17 protein-coding genes, 2 tRNA genes and 3 rRNA genes are annotated in these 23378 nt (G+C 32.5%); 12 read left to right on the top strand and 10 right to left on the bottom strand.

All coding sequences use genetic code 11. The features are described 5' to 3' along the window. The first annotated feature begins 11 nt into the window (after positions 1–11). Positions 12–512 (top strand): peptidylprolyl isomerase, encoded by a 501-nt coding sequence (locus AC2TY9_RS06520; RefSeq protein WP_489780141.1) that lies wholly within the window; start codon positions 12–14, stop codon positions 510–512. A 53-nt stretch (positions 513–565) separates the two neighbouring features. Here AC2TY9_RS06520 and AC2TY9_RS06515 read toward each other — a convergent pair whose 3' ends face one another. Then, complete coding sequence (locus AC2TY9_RS06515) at positions 566–694, bottom strand: hypothetical protein (RefSeq protein WP_489780140.1); 129 nt, start codon at positions 692–694, stop codon at positions 566–568. A gap of 163 nt (positions 695–857) precedes the next feature. On the opposite strand from AC2TY9_RS06515, the gene AC2TY9_RS06510 reads away from it, so the two are divergent. Then, a complete protein-coding gene (locus AC2TY9_RS06510; protein ID WP_489780139.1) occupies positions 858–1604 on the top strand; it encodes a hypothetical protein in 747 nt (248 codons plus the stop codon). A 246-nt stretch (positions 1605–1850) separates the two neighbouring features. On the opposite strand, the gene rrf is transcribed toward AC2TY9_RS06510, so the two are convergent. The 8 genes from rrf to AC2TY9_RS06470 form a co-directional block, all read right to left on the bottom strand. Next, positions 1851–1966: ribosomal RNA gene (gene rrf, locus AC2TY9_RS06505) — 5S ribosomal RNA — on the bottom strand. A gap of 184 nt (positions 1967–2150) precedes the next feature. Continuing rightward, a 23S ribosomal RNA gene (locus tag AC2TY9_RS06500) occupies positions 2151–5031 on the bottom strand. Between the two features lie 364 nt (positions 5032–5395). After that, a tRNA-Ala gene (locus AC2TY9_RS06495) sits at positions 5396–5471 on the bottom strand. Positions 5472–5509: 38 nt separating this feature from the next. Continuing rightward, positions 5510–5586 (bottom strand) — tRNA-Ile (locus AC2TY9_RS06490). Between the two features lie 137 nt (positions 5587–5723). Further along, positions 5724–7241 (bottom strand): 16S ribosomal RNA (locus AC2TY9_RS06485). The 16S, 23S and 5S rRNA genes sit together here with 2 tRNA genes alongside, the layout of an rRNA operon. Before the next feature lie 347 nt (positions 7242–7588). Next, on the bottom strand, positions 7589–8212 hold the full coding sequence (locus tag AC2TY9_RS06480; RefSeq protein WP_489780138.1) for a pilus assembly FimT family protein: 624 nt from the start codon (positions 8210–8212) through the stop codon (positions 7589–7591). Further along, positions 8209–9321: a hypothetical protein gene (locus AC2TY9_RS06475; protein WP_489780137.1), complete on the bottom strand. Its 1113-nt coding sequence runs from the start codon at positions 9319–9321 to the stop codon at positions 8209–8211. The genes AC2TY9_RS06480 and AC2TY9_RS06475 overlap by 4 nt, the downstream gene beginning before the upstream one ends. Positions 9322–9404: 83 nt before the next feature. Beyond that, a complete protein-coding gene (locus AC2TY9_RS06470; protein WP_489780136.1) occupies positions 9405–9974 on the bottom strand; it encodes an anthranilate synthase component II in 570 nt (189 codons plus the stop codon). A gap of 136 nt (positions 9975–10110) precedes the next feature. On the opposite strand from AC2TY9_RS06470, the gene AC2TY9_RS06465 reads away from it, so the two are divergent. Beyond that, positions 10111–11880 carry an ABC transporter substrate-binding protein gene (locus tag AC2TY9_RS06465; RefSeq protein ID WP_489780135.1) on the top strand — a complete coding sequence of 590 codons (1770 nt, stop codon included), beginning with the start codon at positions 10111–10113 and terminating at the stop codon, positions 11878–11880. 21 nt (positions 11881–11901) lie between these two features. Here the strand turns inward: AC2TY9_RS06465 and AC2TY9_RS06460 are convergent, their stop codons facing one another. Then, the gene (locus AC2TY9_RS06460; protein ID WP_489780134.1) at positions 11902–13716 is read right to left on the bottom strand and encodes a menaquinone biosynthesis decarboxylase; all 1815 of its coding nucleotides are present in this window, start codon (positions 13714–13716) and stop codon (positions 11902–11904) included. 84 nt (positions 13717–13800) lie between these two features. On the opposite strand from AC2TY9_RS06460, the gene AC2TY9_RS06455 reads away from it, so the two are divergent. The 9 genes from AC2TY9_RS06455 to AC2TY9_RS06415 all read left to right on the top strand — a co-directional run bounded on the left by AC2TY9_RS06455 (position 13801) and on the right by AC2TY9_RS06415 (position 23377). Next, on the top strand, positions 13801–14970 hold the full coding sequence (locus AC2TY9_RS06455; RefSeq protein ID WP_489780133.1) for a MalY/PatB family protein: 1170 nt from the start codon (positions 13801–13803) through the stop codon (positions 14968–14970). 131 nt (positions 14971–15101) lie between these two features. Beyond that, complete coding sequence (locus tag AC2TY9_RS06450; protein WP_489780132.1) at positions 15102–15464, top strand: NADH-quinone oxidoreductase subunit A; 363 nt, start codon at positions 15102–15104, stop codon at positions 15462–15464. Continuing rightward, entirely contained in the window at positions 15455–15970 is a 516-nt protein-coding gene (locus AC2TY9_RS06445; RefSeq protein WP_489780131.1) for an NADH-quinone oxidoreductase subunit B, read from the top strand. The genes AC2TY9_RS06450 and AC2TY9_RS06445 overlap by 10 nt, the downstream gene beginning before the upstream one ends. Next, positions 15963–17597, top strand: a complete 1635-nt coding sequence (locus tag AC2TY9_RS06440) for an NADH-quinone oxidoreductase subunit D (RefSeq protein WP_489780130.1) — start codon at positions 15963–15965, stop codon at positions 17595–17597. Before AC2TY9_RS06445 ends, AC2TY9_RS06440 begins: the two co-directional genes overlap by 8 nt. Next, the gene (locus tag AC2TY9_RS06435) at positions 17597–18073 is read left to right on the top strand and encodes an NADH-quinone oxidoreductase subunit NuoE family protein (protein WP_489780129.1); all 477 of its coding nucleotides are present in this window, start codon (positions 17597–17599) and stop codon (positions 18071–18073) included. Before AC2TY9_RS06440 ends, AC2TY9_RS06435 begins: the two co-directional genes overlap by 1 nt. After that, complete coding sequence (nuoF, locus tag AC2TY9_RS06430) at positions 18073–19332, top strand: NADH-quinone oxidoreductase subunit NuoF (RefSeq protein WP_489780128.1); 1260 nt, start codon at positions 18073–18075, stop codon at positions 19330–19332. Before AC2TY9_RS06435 ends, nuoF begins: the two co-directional genes overlap by 1 nt. A 14-nt stretch (positions 19333–19346) precedes the next feature. Beyond that, positions 19347–20633: a citrate synthase gene (locus AC2TY9_RS06425; protein WP_489780127.1), complete on the top strand. Its 1287-nt coding sequence runs from the start codon at positions 19347–19349 to the stop codon at positions 20631–20633. 36 nt (positions 20634–20669) lie between these two features. Next, positions 20670–22106, top strand: a complete 1437-nt coding sequence (locus tag AC2TY9_RS06420; RefSeq protein WP_489780126.1) for an NADH-quinone oxidoreductase subunit G — start codon at positions 20670–20672, stop codon at positions 22104–22106. Beyond that, positions 22103–23377 carry a complex I subunit 1/NuoH family protein gene (locus AC2TY9_RS06415; RefSeq protein WP_489780125.1) on the top strand — a complete coding sequence of 425 codons (1275 nt, stop codon included), beginning with the start codon at positions 22103–22105 and terminating at the stop codon, positions 23375–23377. Before AC2TY9_RS06420 ends, AC2TY9_RS06415 begins: the two co-directional genes overlap by 4 nt. Position 23378: the final 1 nt, after the last annotated feature.

The raw sequence follows: 23378 nt of genomic DNA, 5'->3' as shown, positions 1-23378 counted from the left end.
AAAGGATATAAATGTTTGGAAAAAAATTAAAAGTATATGATTACTCAAAAGAAGAATTAGCAAAATTCAATTATGCAAAGATTACAACTGAAAAAGGTGTAATCTTTTTAAAACTATTAAATGAAGAGACACCCAACACAGTTGCAAATTTTGCTACACTTGCAAATGAAGGTTTTTACAATAACTTAAACTTCCATAGAGTTATTCCAGGGTTTATGGCACAAGGTGGATGTCCTGAAGGTTCAGGTATGGGTGGTCCAGACTGGGCTATTGCTTGTGAAACAGATGCACCAAAGCAAGTTCATACCAAAGGTTCATTATCTATGGCTCATGCGGGTCCAAATACTGGTGGTAGTCAATTTTTTATTTGTTTTGATTCACAACCACATTTAGACAGACAACATACTGTTTTTGGTGGTATTGAAGCTGATGATTCTGATAGTTTTGAAGTTTTAGATAGTCTTAGACAAAATGATAAAATAGAATCTATAGAAATCTTAGAAAAGAGATAATATAACTTTTAAGGCAAGTAATATACTTGTCTTAAACAGTAACCTTAATTAATTCAAAATTTATATTGAACACCAATAATGTGGCCTTCTAACATAATATAAAACTTATTTTCATCTTTTTTATCAGCTACTAATGTAACTCCAAAAGAATTGTGTTTATCAATCATATGATTAAAATCCATTTTGTTTACCTCCTTATTAATATATAAATACATTATATACTAATTTTATTACAATAAGATTACTAAATGGCATATTTTTTAAACAATTATAAAGAAAAGTATTAAATATATATTTTATAACTTTTTCTATGATACAATTTACAAAAATATATTAAGTACAATAATGACAGTTTTAAAAAATGATATTGAAATAACTTTAGATCATGAGATTATAAAAATTCAAATTGAAGAAAATGATTATATAAAAATAAATGAGTACATAAGATTTTTTGAACCTAAACTAGAATTAGGCTCTTTGATTTTAGTGGATGAAAATAGACAAATTCAAATAGAAAATATAACCAATGTTCTAAATGCATCAGATGCAGCTATTGTATTTAATGATTTTGTAGTTGATTCTATGGATCAATTATTTGAATTAGTTAAACACTCATTAGATAGTAGTTTTAGTATTGATTTCAATGATATAATTAATGACAATGATGATGATTTTACACTAAATTTATTTGAAAATGCAGAAAATATCAGTGATGAAGAAAAAACTGATAAAATTGAAATAGAATTAGAAAAAGACAATAATAACTTACTTATTGTTATATATACAACTTCAATAGATTCAATATTAAATTTCCCATTAACTTATGCAAAGGAATCAATTTTAAAGAATAGATGGGACAGTATTAATATATTATTTTGGGATAAAGCAGTTAATTGTATTATTGAATCTGAAAAGATTAAATCAGAAATTGAAGAATTGAAAGAATATCAAATTAAATTTAATTACACACTTAATCAACAAAATGAACAAACTATTTTATATCTAAGAGATCTAGATATTATACATCTTATAGGAGAAGAATTATTAAGTTCAGCCCTAAAATCAAATAAATGGACAGTAATTACAGTATAGGGATTTATCTTAATAGTAACAGGATTAATAGGGACATTGATAACATTGTTGATGAGAAGAAGGTAAAAAATATTATAAAAGGGAGATTATAAAGTACTTATTTTAGTAAAACAAATAAGAGAATAAGAAAAATATATATAAGTAGTAAAAAATGAAGGCATAACAATTCTGGTAGAGCTAAAAAAAAGCCTCTATCTAAAATAACTAAAAAGTTAGAATAGATAAAGGCTTGTATAAATACTCAAGAGCTGGCAGCGGCCTACGTTTCCACAAGGGGACCCTGCAGTATTATCAGCGCAGAAGTGCTTGACTTCCAGGTTCGGAATGGAGCTGGGTATTTCCACTTCGCTAAAACCACCAGCAATATGAGTAAAGAAAGTAATTAGTAATTGGTTACTAGTAATTAGTAACGTTACTCTCTTTACTCACATTAGGTTCTATGAGTTTTAAAAGTTAAATGTTAAAAGTCTTTGCGTTATTGCTAACGTCTTACACAATTTGTATTAAATGCTATACATTTAATAAGATAGTAAACCAAGAAATATATAAAATAAGCCAAACGATCTATTAGTACTAGTCAGCTAAACGTCTTACAACGCTTACACATCTAGCCTATCAACCAGCTAGTCTTGCTGGGATCTTCAGGGAAAGTTCATCTTAGAGTTGGCTTCGAGCTTAGATGCTTTCAGCTCTTATCACATCCGTACGTAGCTACCCAACGATGCCCTTGGCAGAACAATTGGTACACTAGTGGTACGTTCATCCCGGTCCTCTCGTACTAGGGACAAATCTCTTCAACTTTCCTACGCCCACGGAAGATAGGGACCGAACTGTCTCACGACGTTCTGAACCCAGCTCGCGTACCGCTTTAAATGGCGAACAGCCATACCCTTGGGACCTGCTCCAGCCCCAGGATGCGATGAGCCGACATCGAGGTGCCAAACCTCCCCGTCGATGTGAGCTCTTGGGGGAGATCAGCCTGTTATCCCCGGCGTACCTTTTATCCTTTGAGCGATGGCCCTTCCACACAGAACCACCGGATCACTATGACCGACTTTCGTCTCTGTTCGACTTGTATGTCTCACAGTCAAGCTAGTTTATGCCATTATACTCAACTGGCGATTTCCATCCGCCATGAACTAACCTTTGTAAGCCTCCGTTACTTTTTAGGAGGCGACCGCCCCAGTCAAACTACCCACCAGACATTGTCCTGAAGAAGGATAACTCCTCGCAGTTAGTAACTCAAATATTCAAGGGTGGTATCTCAAGGATGGCTCATCATAAACTGGCGTCTATGAATCAAAGCCTCCCACCTATCCTGCACATGAATATCCAAGCTACAGTGTCAAGCTGTAGTAAAGGTGCACGGGGTCTTTCCGTCTTTCCGCGGGTAGGAGGAATTTTCACCTCCACTACAATTTCACTGGATCCCTGGTTGAGACAGCTCCCATCTCGTTACGCCATTCATGCAGGTCGGTATTTAACCGACAAGGAATTTCGCTACCTTAGGACCGTTATAGTTACGGCCGCCGTTTACTCGGGCTTCAATCAAATGCTTCGCTTACGCTAACATCATCAGTTAACCTTCGAGCACCGGGCAGGCGTCACACCTTATACATCCACTTACGTGTTAGCAAAGTGCTGTGTTTTTGGTAAACAGTCGGGAGGGACTCTTTGTTGCAACCTCTTTAGCTTTTGAGAGTAAATCTCTATACCAAAGTAGGCACACCTTATACCGAAGATACGGTGCTAGTTTGCAGAGTTCCTTAACCAGGGTTCTTCCACGCGCCTTAGAATACTCATCCCACCCACCTGTGTCGGTTTACGGTACGGGCAACAAATAATATACTTAGTGGCTTTTCTTGGCACGACAGTATCATCGATTCTCAATCTGCTCCGAAGAGCGTCAAGAGCCTGTAAGATCTCGGTCTAATGTATCCCGGATTTGCCTAAGATACAACCTACTTCCTTCGAGCCACTATTCCATCAGTGACCTCGATTAACTCTATGCGTCCCCACATCGCGCTTATTTGTTGGTATTGAAATATTAATCAATTTGCCATCGTCTACCCCTTTCGGACTCGACTTAGGACCCGACTAACCCTACGATGACGAGCATCGCGTAGGAAACCTTGGGTTTTCGGCGAAGAGGATTCTCACCTCTTTTCTCGCTACTCATGCCTGCATGCTCACTTCTATCCGCTCCAACGCTCCTTACCGGTACATCTTCAACGCTGAATAGAACGCTCTCCTACCACTCAATTAATTGAGTCTAAAGCTTCGGTGCAATGTTTAGCCCCGTTATATTTTCCGCGCAGAATCACTAGACCAGTGAGCTGTTACGCTTTCTTTAAAGGGTGGCTGCTTCTAAGCCAACCTCCTGGTTGTCACAGTAACTCCACATCGTTTTCCACTTAACATTGACTTTGGGACCTTAGCTGTTAGTCTGGGTTGTTCCCCTCTCGACATAGGATTTTATCACCCTACGCCTGACTCCCTAGATTACACGTATAGTATTCGAAGTTTGATAGGGTTTGGTACCGCGGTAAGCAGCCCTAGCCCAGTCAGTGCTCTACCCCTATACGCTACTACTAGAGGCTATACCTAAATATATTTCGGAGAGAACCAGCTATCACGAAGTTTGATTGGCCTTTCACCCCTATCCACAAGTCATCCGAAGACTTTTCAACGCCTACCGGTTCGGTCCTCCACTAGCTCTTACACCAGCTTCAACCTGCTCATGGATAGATCACTTCGTTTCGGGTCTGCAGCATCTGACTAATTCGCCCTATTAAGACTCGCTTTCGCTACGGCTTCGCACTTGGCTTAACCTTGCCAGACACCACAACTCGCAGGCTCATTATGCAAAAGGCAGTCCGTCACCCTGTATAAAACATAGGGCTCCGAATGATTGTAAGCTAATGGTTTCAGGTTCTATTTCACTCCCCTCACTGGGGTACTTTTCACCTTTCCCTCACGGTACTTGTTCACTATCGATCTGTAAGTAGTATTTAGGGTTGGAGGGTGGTCCCCCCATATTCAGTCAAGATATCACGTGTCCCGACCTACTCGTTCCTTAGCCTAGTACCATATTAAAGATTTCGAATACAGGAGTATCACCTTCTATGCTTTACCTTTCCAGGTAATTCTTCTATCTTAAATATTATCACTAAGTGCCCTAATCCGGTTTCGCTCGCCGCTACTACCGGAATCTCGGTTGATTTCTATTCCTCTGGTTACTGAGATGTTTCACTTCACCAGGTTCGCCTCCTCGAAAGGATAACATGCATAACATGCTGGGTTGTCCCATTCGGAAATCACTGGATCAAAGCCTCTTGACGGCTCCCCAATGCTTATCGCAGTCTAGTACGTCCTTCATCGCCTCTTACAGTCTAGGCATCCACCATTAGCCCTTAATAGCTTATTAATAAAAGTATCTCTACTTCTACCTTATTTGAGAAATTAACTAATTAAAGTTAATTGCTTTATTTGAATAATTATTCCTTGGCTACTATCTTATTAAACATATTGCTATATTTAATAAAACAGTTGTGTCTATCATTAATTAGATATTTATCTCTAAATACCTGATTTAGATATGAAATTTTTTAATTTTTAAATTATCTTCATACGAAAGATTAATTTAAACGAAAAAAATTAAAGACTTTAACATTAAATTTTTAAATAACATTGTTACTATTGTAACAGTTTTGGTTCTTCTAAAACCAAATATAAATCTTATCTCTTTTAAGACTTATATTTAGCTTTCTTTATTTGGTTTATTCAATAGATGGTGGAGATAAGCGGGATCGAACCGCTGACCTCCTGCGTGCAAGGCAGGCGCTCTCCCAGCTGAGCTATATCCCCAACAATATATTAATAATCTTGTAAGATTATCTAAATCATGGTGGGCCTACCAGGACTTGAACCTGGGACCTCACGATTATCAGTCGAGCGCTCTAGCCAGCTGAGCTATAGGCCCATTTGTCACCTATTTTTTTAAATAATCTTTATAAACCGAACACAATAAACTATCTATTTTTTTTCTCATCTTTTTTGCTATCTCTATTTCGTGAGGATAGCTTCTGAGCTAAGAAACGAATCTTAGCTCTTTCTCTGAAAGGAGGTGATCCAACCGCAGGTTCTCCTACGGTTACCTTGTTACGACTTCACCCCAGTCGCTGAATCCACTGTGGAGGGTAGCTACTTTAGCATCCCCGCTTCGAATGAGTTCAACTCCCATGGTGTGACGGGCGGTGAGTACAAGACCCGGGAACGTATTCACCGTAGCATTGCTGATCTACGATTACTAGCGATTCCAACTTCAAGTAGTCGAGTTGCAGACTACTATCCGAACTGGGAGGCATTTTTGAGATTTGCTCCACATCACTGTATTGCTGCTCTTTGTATGCCCCATTGTAGCACGTGTGTAGCCCTGGACGTAAGGGCCATGATGACTTGACGTCGTCCTCACCTTCCTCCTACTTGCGTAGGCAGTCTCGTTAGAGTTCTCAGCCGAACTGTTAGCAACTAACGACGAGGGTTGCGCTCGTTGCGGGACTTAACCCAACATCTCACGACACGAGCTGACGACAGCCGTGCAGCACCTGTATATAAGTTTCTGCAAGCAGACACCAATCTATCTCTAAATTGTTCTTACTATGTCAAGTCCAGGTAAGGTTCTTCGCGTATCGTCGAATTAAACCACATGCTCCACCGCTTGTGCGGGTCCCCGTCTATTCCTTTGAGTTTTAATCTTGCGACCGTACTCCCCAGGCGGTACACTTAATGTGTTAACTGCATTACTGCTATGTCTAGCATAGCAACAACTAGTGTACATCGTTTAGGGCGTGGACTACCAGGGTATCTAATCCTGTTTGCTCCCCACGCTTTCGCGTCTCAGCGTCAATAATGTTCCAGTAGATCGCCTTCGCAATCGGTATTCCTTCTGATCTCTACGGATTTTACCCCTACACCAGAAATTCCATCTACCTCTCCCATATTCTAGATAGACAGTTTCAAAAGCAGTTCTATAGTTGAGCTATAGGATTTCACTTCTGACTTATCTATCCGCCTACACGCTCTTTACGCCCAGTGATTCCGAGTAACGCTTGCGCCCTCCGTATTACCGCGGCTGCTGGCACGGAGTTAGCCGGCGCTTATTCATATAGTACCGTCATTATCTTCCTATATAAAAGGAGTTTACGCTCCGAAAAGTGTCATCCTCCACGCGGCGTTGCTGCATCAGAGTTTCCTCCATTGTGCAATATTCCCCACTGCTGCCTCCCGTAGGAGTCTGGACCGTGTCTCAGTTCCAGTGTGACTGATCATCCTCTCAAACCAGTTAGGCGTCATTGACTTGGTGAGCCATTACCTCACCAACTATCTGATACCATACAGTCCCATCCTCGAGCACTAAAGCATTTCCCTTGCTGACTTATGTCATAAAGGCATATAGGGCATTAGCAGTCGTTTCCAACTGTTATTCCTTTCTCGAGGGCAGGTTAACTATATATTACTCACCCGTGCGCCACTTAGCTGACAGTTAAAGTAAACTTTAACCCGTTCTCGTTCGACTTGCATGTGTTAGGCACGCCGCCAGCGTTCACTCTGAGCCAGGATCAAACTCTCCATAATAAAAAGTTTAATCTTGACTATTATGTAACTCGTAGTTACAAAATAAATCTCAATTAGTAAAGCTAAGCTTTATGTTTAAATAGACAAGGATATGTTATTACCATATTCTTGTTTCGTGTTTTTTTCTCTACATCTTCATGTAGTAAATAGTTTTATCATATTCGGTTTATAAAGATTACTCTCTTAACAAACCTACTTATTGTTAAAGAACGTTTGATTCGATACTCTTAACATGTTTTTGTTAAGTGTGTCACTCAAATTGGACGGGAATTATAATAGATTTTTTATGCCTTGTCAAGGGTTTTTTCTAAAATGTAGCTTAAATTTGGAAAGTTTCTGGCTTTTCGCTAGTTACTTCTTGTAGTAAAACCTGTTTTTCCTTCTATTATAATTGTAGAAGTCCCTTCATTTGGGGATTTTAATTCAATAGTACATATATCTTGTAATTTATAGTCATTTTCAGAATTTTCAAAATTACTTAATTTTGTATATACATTACCATCATCTCCAAAGGAGATTTGACCAATTGAACTAGTATCATTACAACTAACATTAACTTCATCTATACCAAACTCTTTTGTTAATAATACATATTTACTTGTATTTGGTCTATATTCACATTTATTAGTTGAATAGATTTTTTTATTTGTTAAAGGATCAGATAAACTTTCTTCTAAACCTGGCTGTCCAGTCATATTTATATCACTATATATAACATAATACACACCACCAATATTTTTATTACAATTTAAAAACTTTAAGCTCCATCTTTTTTTATGCCAAAATAGTTCATCCTTATCTCTTTTTGAATCTATCAAGGCTTGATATCTAAGTTCTTTTAAATAAAGTACTAATCTATTTGTCGCTTTTTCTAAGTTATTGTCTTTATATTTATATATAGTAAAAGTTGACACTACAATTAAAATTGCTATTACTATTAACAATTCAAATAAAGTGAAACTCTTTTTCATATCTTTCTTATAACATAAGCAGTGTATATAACTTTTCCATAATATTTAATCTCAAATTTATAATCATATATTTTTAAGTCTTTTGTAGTAAGATAAAACTTATCACCAGAGTTAATATCATAAAACTTCAATCTTAGCAATAGTTTTTTATCATCAATATAAATATCATTTATATCATTCTCTTTTAAATCTTTTGCTAATTGCTTAACATAATCATATTTATAAATAAAATGTTTTTTTGGATCTTCAACTAGCATATATAGCGGCTTATTAACAATTGTAAAAAACAGATTTATAAAAAGAACAATTAGAACTAGACTACTAATAAGATAATGTTTATTTCTAAACTGAGGAAGTCTTACTCTAATTGTATGTAAAAAAGTTCTGACCATATATGGTAAAAAGATTACAACGTAAGGTGCATAATCTTCGATATTGATTCTTTGTCTAAAAGATAATACAAAGGAGAATATTAAAGATGTTGTAGCTATATACCAAATAAGTCCCCTCTCTTTTTTAATACCGCTTCTATAAACAGTATAAAAAAAATATATAAAAAGTAAAGGTGAAAATATAGTTGCATAAATGGCAAAGGTATCAACTAAAAAACCTCTTGGTTTCCCAGATGAATCAAATCCATAAATACTCATTGATACAATAAAGAGAACTAAACTTATTATCAGTAGTTTTTTATCTTTATGTCTTAAAGAAAAGAAAAAAAGTGCAAGATACAAAATTGCAAAAGAATTATCAACAAATAAAAAAAGAATTAACAAAGAATAAGAATGTTTTTTTAATTTTTGATAATATAAAACATATAATAAGACTAAAAAAGTAACGACAATTGCACTATTGACTAATAAAGAAGCACTTATTAAACCTGGAAGAATCATAAAAATACTCAAAGATATATATCTATCACTTTGCTTTTTAAAAAAATCTTTAGTTAGGTAAAACATTAATAGTAAACTTAATAGATAAAACAATATAAAAGGAAGCCTTAATGCTATATCATTTTGTCCAAAAATATATATTGAAGAATTTGTTAAGATAGTTAATAGAGACGTGTTTTTAAATACATTTAGTGCTTCACCATATGAGATACTCATAGAATTAGCACTATAAAATAATGATAATAGTACTACAAAAAAAAGTGAATAAAAAATATTTTTGTAACTATTATCGTTTAAACTCATAATTTTAAGAAATTGTCTATTATTTTAAATCCATGCTCACTCATAATTGATTCTGGGTGAAATTGAACTCCATAAACTTGTTTATCTTTAATCTCTAAAGACATAATCTCATCATCATCCATACTATATGACGTTGGTACAATTATTTCAGGTAAATTTTCTTTTTTTACCGTTAAGGAATGGTATCTAGTTTGAGTAAATTCATCGGGAAGAGTATCAAAAATTTTTGTTTCTTTAACTCTTTTCATTTTAGAAGTTTTACCATGCATCATATTATCTGCCTTAATTACCTCAGCACCAAAAACCTGAGCTATACTTTGATGTCCTAAACAAATACCAAATATAGGTTTTTTATCAGCAAAATGCTTAATCACATCCAAACAAACACCTGCATCATCTGGAGTTGCAGGTCCTGGAGATATAATTATCTTTTCTGGGTTTAAAGTTTCTATCTCTTCTACACTTAACTCATCATTTCTAATCACTTTTAAATCAGCACCTAATTCTAGGCAATACTGAACAATATTGTAAGTGAATGAGTCATAATTATCTATCATTAGAATCATCTATTATATTCCTCTATTAAAAAATACATTATATATTTAAGATGATATTATATCAATATTTACATTAAAATGTATTTTTAAAAAAATGTAATAAAATCGTAAATATATCTTTAAATAATTAAGATATAATTTGATTATGAAAATTCTAAAAACAATAACAATATTATTACTAGCATTAAACTTATATTCCAAACCACTAGATAAGGTAACTATACAATTAGACTGGCTACATCAATTCCAATTTGCTGGATATTATATGGCAAAAGAAAAAGGTTTTTATGCAAGTGAAAACTTAGATGTAAAGATAAAAGAGTTTGACTACAATATAAATATATTAGATGATTTGTTGAATAAAAAAGTAGACTATGCAGTTGGAAAATCATCCCTTATAGTTGATAAATTAGAAGGCAAGGATATTGTTTTGTTATCTGCAATTTATCAAAATTCACCAATGGTTTTAATCTCTTTAAAAAAATCAAATATTTTTTCGCCAAAAGATTTAAAAAATAAAAATATCATGATTACTTCTGATGCAAAATTAGCAGCAAGTATCAATTCAATGATAATATCACAAGGGGTATCTTTAGATAGTATAAATTTTCAAAAACATTCCTTTGAACTTGAAGATTTAATTAGTGGTAAAACTGATGCATTAGCTTCTTACCTATCAAATGAACCATTTGTTTTAAAAGAAAAAAATATTGAGTTTGTAATACACAATCCAAGTGATTATGGCTTTGATTTTTATGGAGGTATATTTTATACCTCAAAAAATGAGTTAAACGAAAACCCACTTAGGGTTAAAAAAGTCTACAAGGCTACATTAAAAGGATGGACTTATGCCTTTGAAAATATTGAAGAAACAGCAAAACTAATTTTTGACAAATATAATACACAAAATAAAAGTCTAGAATCTTTAATATATGAAGGTAAAATATTAAAAAAATTAGCAAAATTTGATGAGGGTTTACTGGGGAATATTGATAAAAAGAAAATTGAAGAGATAAAAAGGTTATATCTTCTTTTAGGAACTACAAATAAATCATACTATCTTGAAAATTTTATCTATTCACCAAATCAAATATTAAAAACAAAAGATATTGATAGTTTTTTAAAAGAAAACCCCTTAACTTTACTTACAAATAACACCTATCCGCCATTTACAATGATGGTTGATAATAAAATCTCAGGTATAGAAATAGATTATTGGAAATTAATAAATAAAAAACTTAGTTTAAGTACTGCAAATACATTAATATTCCAAGATACAAAAGAGGCCTTGAAAAAAATTAATGAAAATCCAAATAATGTTAAATATAGTTTTAGTGAATTTGATAAGAAATCAAAACTATTGGAAACTATTCCAATTGAACATTTAAAAATTGGAATTGCTACAAAATTTAACAAACCTTATATTTCAGACTTAAATGAGATAAAGAACAAAAAAATTGCAATAGCAAAAAATGCAGTATATTATAGACAAATAAAAAAACTTTATCCAGACATTAATTTTGTAAAAATCGATGACTTAAATAGGGCTATGAAATATTTACATGAAGACAAAGTATATGCAGTAGTTGCCAAAATCCCAGCAATTGCATATGTGATTTTAAATGAAGATTATCAAAAAATAAAGATTTCAGGAACTTTAGATAATATTGATTTTGAATTAAAACTTGCACTTAATAAAGAGAACAAAAAACTATTAAAACTGTTAAATAGAGCCATTGCATTGATAAATGATGAAGATAGACAGGAAATCAATAATAAATACTATTCAATTGTGTACCAAGATAAAGTTGACTACACTTTTGTATTAAAATTACTTTTCCCTTTACTAATTATTATGATTTTATTAATTATCTATAATCTGAAACTAAAAAAAGAGATTCAAAAATCAAGTTAAGGTAAGCTATTACCTTAACTATCATAATTGAAATTCTTTTATAAATTGGTCAGAAACATCTAAAATACCCTTTTGTTTTAAAGAATCAATAACCTCTTTTGAACAATCTACATCATCAGGCCATCTTCTTTTAAAATTATCAAATGAATTTTTATTTGTTCCATCTACACAAATGGTGTTTGAATCTATATAAATATCTCTATTTGAATCTATGTTGTTTACAACTCTCCATACTAACATGTAAGGGTTTTCTACATCATTTTGATTAGCATCATCAACAATAATTAAAATCTTTAAATTATTATATAAAGGTTCTAATGACTCAAAAAGCTTCTTTTGGTTTTGAGTTTTATCAACACTTATTACAGTAACTGGGTTTTTTGTATCAATATAGTATTGTTTTAAATTCTTAATATCAGATGATAATTCTCGCATTTTTGAAAGTAAATCTTCATCGCTTAAAATATCAATTCCTAACTCTTCAATCTCATCACCTGTACAATCAAGACCAAGTTTACCACCTACTGCAAATTTTGGAGAACTATGATCAAGAGCATCAACTACACCTCTTGTTATTAATAACTCCTCAATATCTATTCTATTTAAAATATGTCTACAAATAGCATCATGATCAGTTAAATCTGGAGCATCTTCATTAACAAATATTGCATGTTTAACAAAACTCATTTGCCCTACTCCCCAAAAAGCATGCATCATTTGTTGAGCATGTCCTGGATATAAAGTTTTGATTTTTGCTAAAATTAGATTATGAAACACACCATTTTCAGGCATATAATAATCTATTAAATCCGGAGCTGTTGTTTTTAAAAGTGGTAAAAATATTCTTTCAGTTGCATGCCCCATATATTTATCTTCTAAAGGTGGCTTTCCAACAACAGTTGCTAAATATGTTGGTTTTTTCTTATGTGTTATTGCACTAACTTCCATAAATGGATACTCTTCTTCTAAAGTATAATATCCTGTATGATCACCAAAAGGACCTTCAATTTTAAGTTTACTTGTATCAACAAAACCTTCAATGATATAATCATTATCTTTTGGAACATAAATATCATTGGTTACAGATTTTACTAGTTGTGCATTTTTCCCTTTAACAAATCCATAAAGCATTAATTCAAATACACCAATTGGAAGTGGCGCTTGTCCACACCAAATATACATAGGATCTCCACCAATACCAATAGAAACTGGCATTTTTTTGCCAGCTTTTTTATATTCATGGAAAAAGTGATTAGAATCTTTATGGATTTGCCAGTGCATTCCTAAAGTATGGTCATCAAAAACTTGAAGTCTATACATACCAAGATTTTTCATCTCACCATTTAAAGAAGTAGTGTAAACTTGTCCCATAGTAATAAAAGGACCACCATCTTGTTCCCAAGTAGTTAGAACTGGTAAATCAGAAAGTTTAGCATCTTTTCCAAGTTTTACTACTTCTTGACACTCTCCTTTCCCCTTTAATTTTTTTGGTATTACATTTTTTAGTGCAAATAACTTACCAAAAGTTGAAAGCTTCTCACTAAATGATGTAGGAGGTTTCATTTTAAGAAGAGACTCTATCTCATTTCCAATTTTATCACCATCACCGATAAACAATTTTACTGCTTTTTCATTACAAAAAACATTCATTAGTACTGGCATGTCAAATTTCTTATTGTTTTTTCTATCAACCACATTTGTAAAAAGTATCGCTTTTGAATCAGCTCTTTTTACTTCAATATATGCAATATGTGGTATCTCAAGATAAATATCAAGTTCATCATCAATAATTTTTAAAAGATCATTATTCTTTAAAATTTCTATAGCTTTTTCCATTATATCCTCTAGGTAATCTAATAATTAGTCAAAATCTTATATCATTTTATCAATAAAAAATAGTTTATAGTAGAGGTTTTAAGTATGCTTAATAAAATTAAATACAATTTTGATGAAGTGATTGATAGGAAAAATACAGATTGTGCTAAATATGATGCACTAGAATTATATTTTAATGAAAAAGATTTACAACCACTTTGGGTTGCAGATATGGATTTTAAAACTCCTGATGTAATAAATGATGCAATTATAAATAGAGCAAAACATGGAGTTTATGGATATGCTAAACCATCAAACAATACTTACAATCTTGTAAAAGAGTGGATGGCAAAAAGACATAACTGGGAAATTGATACTTCATGGATTAAGTTTGTCAATGGAGTAGTTCCAGCTTATAGTGCTGCTGTTGAAGCCTTTAGTAATATTGATGATGAAATTATTGTTCAAACTCCAGTTTATTTTCCCTTATTTAAAAGTATAAAAGCAAACGGAAGAAAACTTATAAAAAATCCACTAAAAGAAAAAGATGGCTATTACACAATGGATTTTGAGGATTTAAAATCAAAAATCACATCAAAAACAAAACTAATGGTCTTGTGTTCTCCCCACAACCCAGTTGGACGAGTTTGGGATAAAAAGGAATTAGAAGAGTTAGGAAATATTTGTATTCAAAACAATATAATAATTATAAGTGACGAAATTCATGCAGATTTAGTATTTAAAAAATTTACTCCTATGGCATCAATTTCAAAAGAGATTTCTGATATTACCCTAACTTTAAATTCACCAGGGAAGACTTTTAATATAGCGGGATTAAATTGTGCCTATGCCATTTCTAAAAATGAACAGATACTAAAAACTTTTGAAAAAGAACTTCAAAAAAGAGAAATAGGATCAATAAATGTTTTTGGCTTTACTGCTTTGGAAGCTGCATATAAATATGGTGAAGAATGGCTTGAAGAATTATTAATATATTTAAAGAATAATATAACTTTTACTAAAGATTATTTAATTGATAATGATTCAAAAATTAGTTTTATTGAACCTGAAGCAACATATTTGCTTTGGATAAACTTTAAAAAATTTTCTAATAACCATGAACAAGTAAAACAAAAGCTACTTAAAGAAGCAAAACTTGCACTTAATGATGGAACTAGCTTCGGCACCGAAGGCAAGGGCTATTTTAGACTAAATTGTGCAACAACAAGAGCAAATTTAGAAAATGCATTGAGTAAAATTGTTACATATTTTTAGACATCGATTTTAATAGTATTACTATTCTTCTCAATTGACACATAAAGTTTAATCTATTTATCACATATGACCATATAGTTATACTTTTTATAGTACAATTCTTTAAACAAATCAAAATATGGGATAGATTTATGTCAACACATCTAATTCTTTCATCTGTAATATTCGTTACAATAGGTTTAGTTTTAATTGGAGTTTTCTTTTTAACTAAATTTCTTGGACCAAATAATAAAGATGACAAACTAAAAAATACTGTTTACGAAAGTGGAATCAGTAACCCTGTTGGAGGCACAAACATCAGGTTCTCAATTAAGTTTTATCTTGTTGCAATTGGTTTTTTACTTTTTGATGTAGAAATCATATTTATGTTTCCTTGGGCTGTAAATATTTTAGATCTTGGTTATGCAGGAATTATTAAAATGTTTATTTTCATTGGATTACTATTTGCAGGATTAATATATATGTATAAGAAAAAGGCATTATCATGGGATTAGGAGCAGAAGCAAACTTAGGTGATTCTATAATCACCACAAAACTTGACGAAGCTATTAACTGGGCAAGATCATATTCGATGTGGCCAATGGCATTTGGTACTGCATGTTGTGGTATCGAGTTTATGTCAGTTGCCGCTGCAAAATATGATATATCTAGATTTGGTGCGGAAGTTGTAAGATTCTCACCAAGACAAGCAGACTTACTTATTGTTGCAGGAACGATTACTTACAAACAAGCTCCTGTATTAAAAAAGATTTGGGATCAAATGTGTGAGCCAAAATGGGTTATCTCTATGGGTGCCTGTGCTTGCTCAGGTGGTTTCTATGATAACTACACAACTTTACAAGGTATTGACGAAGTAATACCTGTTCATGAATATGTTGCAGGATGTCCTCCAAGACCAGAGGCAGTATTAGATGCAATTATGCGAATTCAAGAAAGATCTTATGATGAATCAATTGTCAAAGATAGAGACGAAAACTTCAAAGGGATTTTAGATGCTTAAGCCAGATATGATTGTAGATTCAGCAGATTTAAAAGCAACAATTAAATCTCTTAAAGAGGAACAAGATTATACAATTCTTCTAGATATCACTGCAGTAGATTATTTACAATATCCTGATGTTACTCCATCAAGATTTGGTGTAATTTATATCTTAAGAACAAGTGATTTTAAAAAACATTTAACTTTAAAAACTTATGTAAATGATACTACATTAGAAATAGATTCTATTACAGACCTTTATTTTGCAGCTGATTGGGCAGAGAGAGAAACTTTTGACCAATATGGAATTAGATTTAAAGGTCATCCAAATTTAAAAAGAGTATTAAATCACCACCAATTTGTGGGTTATCCATTAAGAAAAGATTATCCAGTTACAAAGGGACAAATTTGTACTGAGACTGAAGATTTAATGGATGAAATGGTTCCTTTATTAAAAAGAAAAGGTTATTCTGAATCTGAGCTAGAAGAACTTATGATGTTAAACGTTGGTCCATCTCACCCTGCTTCGCATGGTACAATTAGAAACTTTGTTGCAATGGAAGGTGAAACAATTACTGCTTGTGTAACTGAAATTGGTTACTTACATAGAGGTTTTGAAAAAGCTTGTGAAACACACGACTATTCACAAGTAATTCCATACACAGATAGACTAAATTATTGCTCTGCTATGTTAAATAATATTGGTTATGCAAAAGCTATTGAAGATATGTTAGGTATTGATATTACTCCAAGAGCTAAAATGATTAGAGTAATTATTGGTGAGTTAAGTAGACTTACTGACCATATCGTATGTAATGCAGCAAATATGGTTGACCTTGGTGGACTTACAAACTTCTGGTATATATTTGCACCTAGAGATAAAGCTTATGATTTATTCTCAAAATTAACAGGAGCAAGACTTACGAACTCTTACACTAGAATTGGTGGTTTAGAGTTTGATTTGTATGAAGGCTTTGCCGAAGATTTAGAAGATGTATTAAAAGATGTAGAAAAAGCTATTGATGATTCACTTTCACTAGTTGCTCATAATAAAATTTTCCAAGATAGAACTCAAGATGTTGGAGTAATTGATTCAAAATTTGCATTAGATGCAGGTATTACAGGTCCTAACTTAAGAGCATCAGGTGTACCTTTTGACTTAAGAAAAGACACTCCATATTATGGATATGAAAACTTTGATTTTGATGTTGTTGTTGGTTCTCATGGTGATGTTTATGACAGAATCATGTGTAGATTTGAAGAGATGAGAGAATCTATGAAGATTATTAAACAAGCAATGAAAGAGCTTCCAGATGGTCCATTAAATGTTGATTCACAAGGTATTTTCTTACCAGCGAAGAAAGATGTTTATGGAAATATCGAAGGGCTTATGAATCAATTTAAACTTACTTTTGAAGGTATCAAAGTTCCTAAAGGTGAATATTATGGGTCAACTGAAGGTGCTAATGGAGAATTAGGATTTTATACTGTAAGTGATGGTTCAGGAAGACCTTATAAAATTAAGTGTAGACCACCATGTTATTATGCATTAGGTGGATATGCAAGAATTGTAGAAGGTAATATGTTAGCTGATGCTGTTGTTACAATGGCTAGTATGAACTTTATTGCTGGGGAGTTTGATAGATAATGAGTAAATTTAAATATACTGAAAAAAATGAAAAAGAGTTTGCAAGAATTGCAGCTAAGTATCCAAAAATTGATGCAATGATGCTTCCAGCACTATGGTTAGTTCAAGAGCAAGAAGATTGGGTATCTCCAGAAGCTATGATTTTTGTTGCAGATAAATTGGGAAAAACTCCAATTGAAGTTTATGAATTTGCAACATTTTATACAATGTTCAACTTAAAACCAATTGGAACATACCATATTGAGTTATGCAAAACTTTATCTTGTATGTTAATGGGAGCACCTGAACTTAAAAAATTCATCAAAGACACTTTAGGTATTGAACCTGGTCAAACAAGTGAAGATGGGAAATTTCATTTAAGCGAAGTTGAGTGCCAAGGTGCTTGCGGTGGAGCTCCAATGATAGCATTAAATAATGAATATCATGAGAATTTAACTGTTGATAAATTAAAAAATATTATAGAGGGGTGTAAGTAATGGCTGTAGAATTAGTAAAAATTGTAAGCAAAAACTTTGACATTCCAGATTCTCATAAATTAGATGTTGCTTTAAAAAATGGAAGATATGAATCTGTAGATAAAGCATTTTCAATGAAACCTGAAGATATAACTGAAGAAGTTTGTAAATCAGGTCTTAGAGGAAAAGGTGGTGGTGGTGCTGCGTGTGGTCCAAAATGGAAATTAATGCCAAACGTTGATGAAAGACCAAGATATCTAATTGTAAATGGTGATGAATCTGAACCAGGAACTTTTAAAGATAGACAAATTTTCCAATACGATCCACACCTACTTATTGAAGGTATTATAGCTTCATGTTGGGCAATGCAAGCAAATGATGCATATATTTACATTAGAGGTGAATATAAATGGTTCATTGATAGATTAAATACTGCAATTGATGAAGCTTATGAAGCAGGAATCATTGGTGATAAAGTTATGAAAAAATATGACTTTAGAGTTGATATTACTGTACACAGAGGTGGAGGAGCATATATTTGTGGTGAAAAATCTGCTTTAATTGAATCAATTGAAGGGAAAAGAGGACACCCAAGATTAAAACCACATGGAAAAGAGTGTGAGTGGTTTTATGGAATGCCAGCAACAGTTAACAATGTTGAAACAATCGCATCAGTTCCTAATATAGTATTAAATGGATATGAATCATATACTAAATGGGGAACAAAAAAAGCTCCTGGTACTATGCTTTTTGCTATGAGTGGACCTGTTAAAAACCCTGGAGTTTATGAACTTCAATATGGTGAAAAGATGATTGATGTGATCAATGAAATTGGCGGGGGTATGAAAGATGGCCTTAAATTAAAAGCTGTAATTCCTGGTGGAGCATCATGTCCAATTTTAACTGCTGATGAAGTAGAAAAAGCTTATTTAGATTATGAATCTATGTGGGACATTGGATCAACATTAGGTACTGGAGGGATGATGATTATTCCTGAAGGAACTTCAATGGTTGATGTTGCAAAAAACTTAATAGAATTTTATCACCACGAATCTTGTGGACAATGTACACCTTGTAGAGAGGGTACAGGTTGGATTGATAAGACTATCAAAAAAATTCTAGAGGGTAATGGATCAGAAGAAGATATTGAAACTATACTTGATGTTTGTGAAACAATGAATGGTAAAACTATTTGTGTATTTGCACCAGCAGTAAAAGATATTATAAAAAGTATAGTACTTAAGTATAGAAACGAATTTACAGAATATTTTAATAAATAATTTAAGGAGATAATATGGGAAAGAATACTTTTACGTTAACAGATAATAGGGATGGCAAATCTTTTGAGTACGATATTTTAAATGGTACAAGAGGTCCTGATGTAGTTGATATTAGATCATTTTATAAAGATTCAGGGATGTTTACATATGACCCTGGTTACACTTCTACTGCCTCTTGTGATTCTAAAATCACATTTATTGATGGAGAAAACTCTGAACTTAGATATAGAGGTATTCCTATTGAAGAGTTAGCTGGAAAAAGATCATACCTAGATGTTTGTTATTTACTTTTTAGAGGTAATCTTCCAACTGAACAAGAATCAAAAGATTTTGACCTAGAGATTAGACATAGATCATTTTTAGATGAAGGTATTTTAAGATTATTTGATGCATTACCAGATCATGCACACCCAATGGCAACTATGGGTGCAGCAACTATGGCTCTTGCAACAATATACAAAGATCATTTAAACTTAGAAAATGAAGAAGAGTTTAAAATAATGAGAAGAAGAATCTTAGCAAAAATGCCAACTATTGCAGCTATGGCCTTTAGAAACTCTAGAGGTGTTCCAATGATTTATCCAGATATTGATAGATATTTCACTGAAAACTTCTTATATATGTTAAGAGCATATCCAGGTGGAAAACTAAAAAATCTTGGGAATGGATTACATGAAGAGATTAAACAAGTTGAAGTTGATGCACTTGATGCTATTTTAACTTTACATGCAGACCATGAGCAAAATGCTTCTACAACAACAGTTAGAAATGTAGGTTCAACAGAAGCTCACCCTTATGTTGCAATTGCATCTGGTATCGCAGCACTTTGGGGTTCTGCGCATGGTGGAGCAAATGAAAAAGTTATGGATCAATTACAATTAATTGGTGATGTTAAAAATGTACCAACTTATATTGCAAAAGCAAAAGATAAAAACGATCCATTTAGACTTATGGGATTTGGACACAGAGTTTATAAAAATAGAGACCCAAGAGCTCAAGAGTTAAAAAGATTACAAGATAAGTTAAAAGAAGAGCTAAACCTTGATTCAAAACTTCTTGATATTGCATCAGCAGTTGAAGAAGCAGCATTAAGTGATGATTACTTTAAAGATAGAGGTTTATATCCAAATATCGATTTCTATTCTGGTGTAATTTTAACTGCTCTTAAAATTCCAGTAGAGATGTTTACGCCTATTTTCGTTATTGGAAGAATTCCAGGATGGTTAGCACAATGGTCTGAGTTAAAACAAGACCCTACAGCAAAAATTGCAAGACCAAGACAATTGTATACAGGTAAATAAAATAAAAGCGGTCAGAATAAAGGAGATTACACAATTATGAGTGAACTTGTAAAATTTTCGGTGAATGGGGAAGATATTGAAGCATCTAAAGGGAGTCTATTAATAGACTCACTTTTAGATAGAGATATTCATATTCCTCACTTTTGTTATCACCAAGCATTAGGAAAAGATGGAAACTGTAGAATGTGTATGGTTGAAATCGAAGGTCAAAAAAGGCCTCAAATTGCCTGTGATACTCCTGTAAAGGAAGGAATGGTAGTAAGAACTCAAGGTGAAAATATTGAAAAAGTTAGGCGTGATATTTTAGAACTTGAACTAATTAACCATCCAATTGACTGTCCAACTTGTGATCAAGCTGGAGAGTGTAAACTTCAAGATTATTACATGGAATCTGGTTTTTATGAAGCTAGAGTAGATGTAAGTCAAAAAGTTACAGCTAAAAAAAGAGTTGAACTTGGTAGTAGCGTTATGTTAGACCAAGAGAGATGTGTTCTTTGTACTAGATGTGTTAGGTTCTGTTCTGATATTACAGGAACCAATGAATTAGGTGTTATTAGTAGAGCAGACCATTCTGTTATTGGAACTTTCCCAGGTCGTCCATTAGATAACCCTTATGCAATGAATGTTGTGGATTTATGTCCAGTTGGAGCTTTAACTTCACAAGATTTTAGATTTAAACAAAGAGTTTGGTTTTTAGAATCTTTTGATGCAATCTGTAACGGATGTTCAAGAGCTTGTAATATTAGAGTAGATCATAGAAAAGAGAAATATAAAGATGACCAAATCTTTAGATTTAAGCCAAGAGTTAATAGAGAAGTTAACGGGTGGTTTATGTGTGACGAAGGAAGACTTTCATATAAAAAAGAAGCTGAGAATAGATTCTATACACCTAAAATTGGTGGAGAAGAAGTTGTATTTAGTAATACATTAACAAATACATATAAACTATTAGTTGATGAAAAAAGTACTTTATTTTTGTTAGATCCAAATATGTCTTATGAAGAGATGGCAAATGTTAAAAACTTTGCTAAAGCTGTAAATGCTAATATTTCTGGATTCGCTCCTCAATATATTGATGAAACTTTTGGTGATGATTACTTAAGAAAAAGTGACAAATGTGCAAATAGAGCATCTTATAAAGAATTAGAGATCAGTGAAGATGAAAGTGAATTTAAAAAACATCTTGATGAAGCTTCACTTGTTGTAGTATTTGGCAATACTTATTTTGATGATAAATTAGAACTTTTAGAGGGGAAAACTGTTGTATCTTTATTCTCTCATGAAACTAATACTATTTCAAAATCTGATATAGCTATTCCAATTGCATCATTCTATGAAAAAAGTGGAACATATATCAACTTTGAAGGGATAAAACAAAAAGTAATATCTAAAATGAATAGAAATAATCCAATGGAAACTATAACTTCAATTTTAGAAAATATTCAATCAATGATAGTAAAAGGAACTATATGAATGCAGTAATATTAATCGTAAACATTGCATTAGCGGTAGTTCTTGCAGTAGGTTTAACTCCACTATTTGTTTGGTGGGAAAGAAGAATTGCAGGTTTTATTCAAGATAGAACTGGTCCAAATAGAGCTTCTATTGCAGGAATTAGACTTGGTGGATTAATCCAAGCAATTGCAGATATGTTAAAACTAGTATTTAAAGAGGACTTCACACCTTCTCATATTAGATACAAGTTTTTATATACAATCGCTCCTGGAATTGTATTTTTCTGTTCATTTTTAACATTTGCTGTTATTCCATTTGCTGATAATTTAGTACTTGATGGTGTAAGTTACACTATGCAAGCAATTCCTGTTAGTTTAGGAATCTTATGGTTTTTAGCATTTGCAGGACTTTCTGTATATGGAATTATTTTAGGTGGTTATTCATCTGAAAACAAATATGGACTTTTAGGTGGTATTAGAGCATCAGCTCAAGTTATTTCATATGAAGCAGCCATGGCTTTATCAATTATTTCTTTGGTTTTAACTTATGGTTCTATTCATTTAAATGACATGGTACATGCTCAAAGTGGTACAATTTTTGGAATTATTCCTGCATGGGGAATTTTTATGCAACCACTAGCTGCTTTAATTTTTATTGTAACTTCATTTGCAGAAACAAATAGAACACCTTTTGATATTGCTGAAGGTGAATCTGAGATTGTTGCAGGTTATCATACAGAATATTCAGCTATGAGATTTGGTTTATTCCAAGTTGGTGAATATGCAGCAATGTCAGCATCATGTGCAATTATAGTTACTTTACTTTTAGGTGGTTATCAAGTTCCTTGGTTAGACACTGCAGCATTAAAAGAGAATATCACATATATTATTTTAGGAACTGTTATTGTTCTTCCAATTTTATTAATTCTTTTTACAAAATGGATGAATAAAAACTATTATTGGTTAGATAAAGATGATTCAAGACAAAAAGAAAAAGGGATTTTATTAAAAGCATTCTGGACAATTGTAATTTTAGTAATGTTAGTTTTAATCATGTTCTTAGTAACAGGATTAGGTGAAAATGGAACAAATATTGCTGTAACTGCAATTCAAGTTGGAACATTCTTAATTAAATTCTTTTTGATGGCATTTGTTTATATGTGGGTTAGATGGACTCTTCTTAGAATTAGATATGACCAACTTCAAATGCTTGGATGGAAAGTTCTTATTCCATTATCAATCTTAAATATTGTTATTACAGCAATTGTTGTTGTAGCAATGGGGAGTTAAT

Source organism: Arcobacter sp. ISO1, assembly GCF_058105185.1.
The sequence above is the reverse complement of the archived record's forward strand: the minus strand, read 5'-3'. Positions and strand labels throughout refer to the sequence as shown.

Coding starts and splice junctions, on each gene's coding strand:
- AC2TY9_RS06520 (WP_489780141.1), top strand. CDS start 12: ATGTTTGGAAAAAAATTAAAAGTATATGATTACTCAAAAGAAGAATTA.
- AC2TY9_RS06515 (WP_489780140.1), bottom strand. CDS start 694: ATGGATTTTAATCATATGATTGATAAACACAATTCTTTTGGAGTTACA.
- AC2TY9_RS06510 (WP_489780139.1), top strand. CDS start 858: ATGACAGTTTTAAAAAATGATATTGAAATAACTTTAGATCATGAGATT.
- AC2TY9_RS06480 (WP_489780138.1), bottom strand. CDS start 8,212: ATGAAAAAGAGTTTCACTTTATTTGAATTGTTAATAGTAATAGCAATT.
- AC2TY9_RS06475 (WP_489780137.1), bottom strand. CDS start 9,321: ATGAGTATCTCATATGGTGAAGCACTAAATGTATTTAAAAACACGTCT.
- AC2TY9_RS06470 (WP_489780136.1), bottom strand. CDS start 9,974: ATGATTCTAATGATAGATAATTATGACTCATTCACTTACAATATTGTT.
- AC2TY9_RS06465 (WP_489780135.1), top strand. CDS start 10,111: ATGAAAATTCTAAAAACAATAACAATATTATTACTAGCATTAAACTTA.
- AC2TY9_RS06460 (WP_489780134.1), bottom strand. CDS start 13,716: ATGGAAAAAGCTATAGAAATTTTAAAGAATAATGATCTTTTAAAAATT.
- AC2TY9_RS06455 (WP_489780133.1), top strand. CDS start 13,801: ATGCTTAATAAAATTAAATACAATTTTGATGAAGTGATTGATAGGAAA.
- AC2TY9_RS06450 (WP_489780132.1), top strand. CDS start 15,102: ATGTCAACACATCTAATTCTTTCATCTGTAATATTCGTTACAATAGGT.
- AC2TY9_RS06445 (WP_489780131.1), top strand. CDS start 15,455: ATGGGATTAGGAGCAGAAGCAAACTTAGGTGATTCTATAATCACCACA.
- AC2TY9_RS06440 (WP_489780130.1), top strand. CDS start 15,963: ATGCTTAAGCCAGATATGATTGTAGATTCAGCAGATTTAAAAGCAACA.
- AC2TY9_RS06435 (WP_489780129.1), top strand. CDS start 17,597: ATGAGTAAATTTAAATATACTGAAAAAAATGAAAAAGAGTTTGCAAGA.
- nuoF (WP_489780128.1), top strand. CDS start 18,073: ATGGCTGTAGAATTAGTAAAAATTGTAAGCAAAAACTTTGACATTCCA.
- AC2TY9_RS06425 (WP_489780127.1), top strand. CDS start 19,347: ATGGGAAAGAATACTTTTACGTTAACAGATAATAGGGATGGCAAATCT.
- AC2TY9_RS06420 (WP_489780126.1), top strand. CDS start 20,670: ATGAGTGAACTTGTAAAATTTTCGGTGAATGGGGAAGATATTGAAGCA.
- AC2TY9_RS06415 (WP_489780125.1), top strand. CDS start 22,103: ATGAATGCAGTAATATTAATCGTAAACATTGCATTAGCGGTAGTTCTT.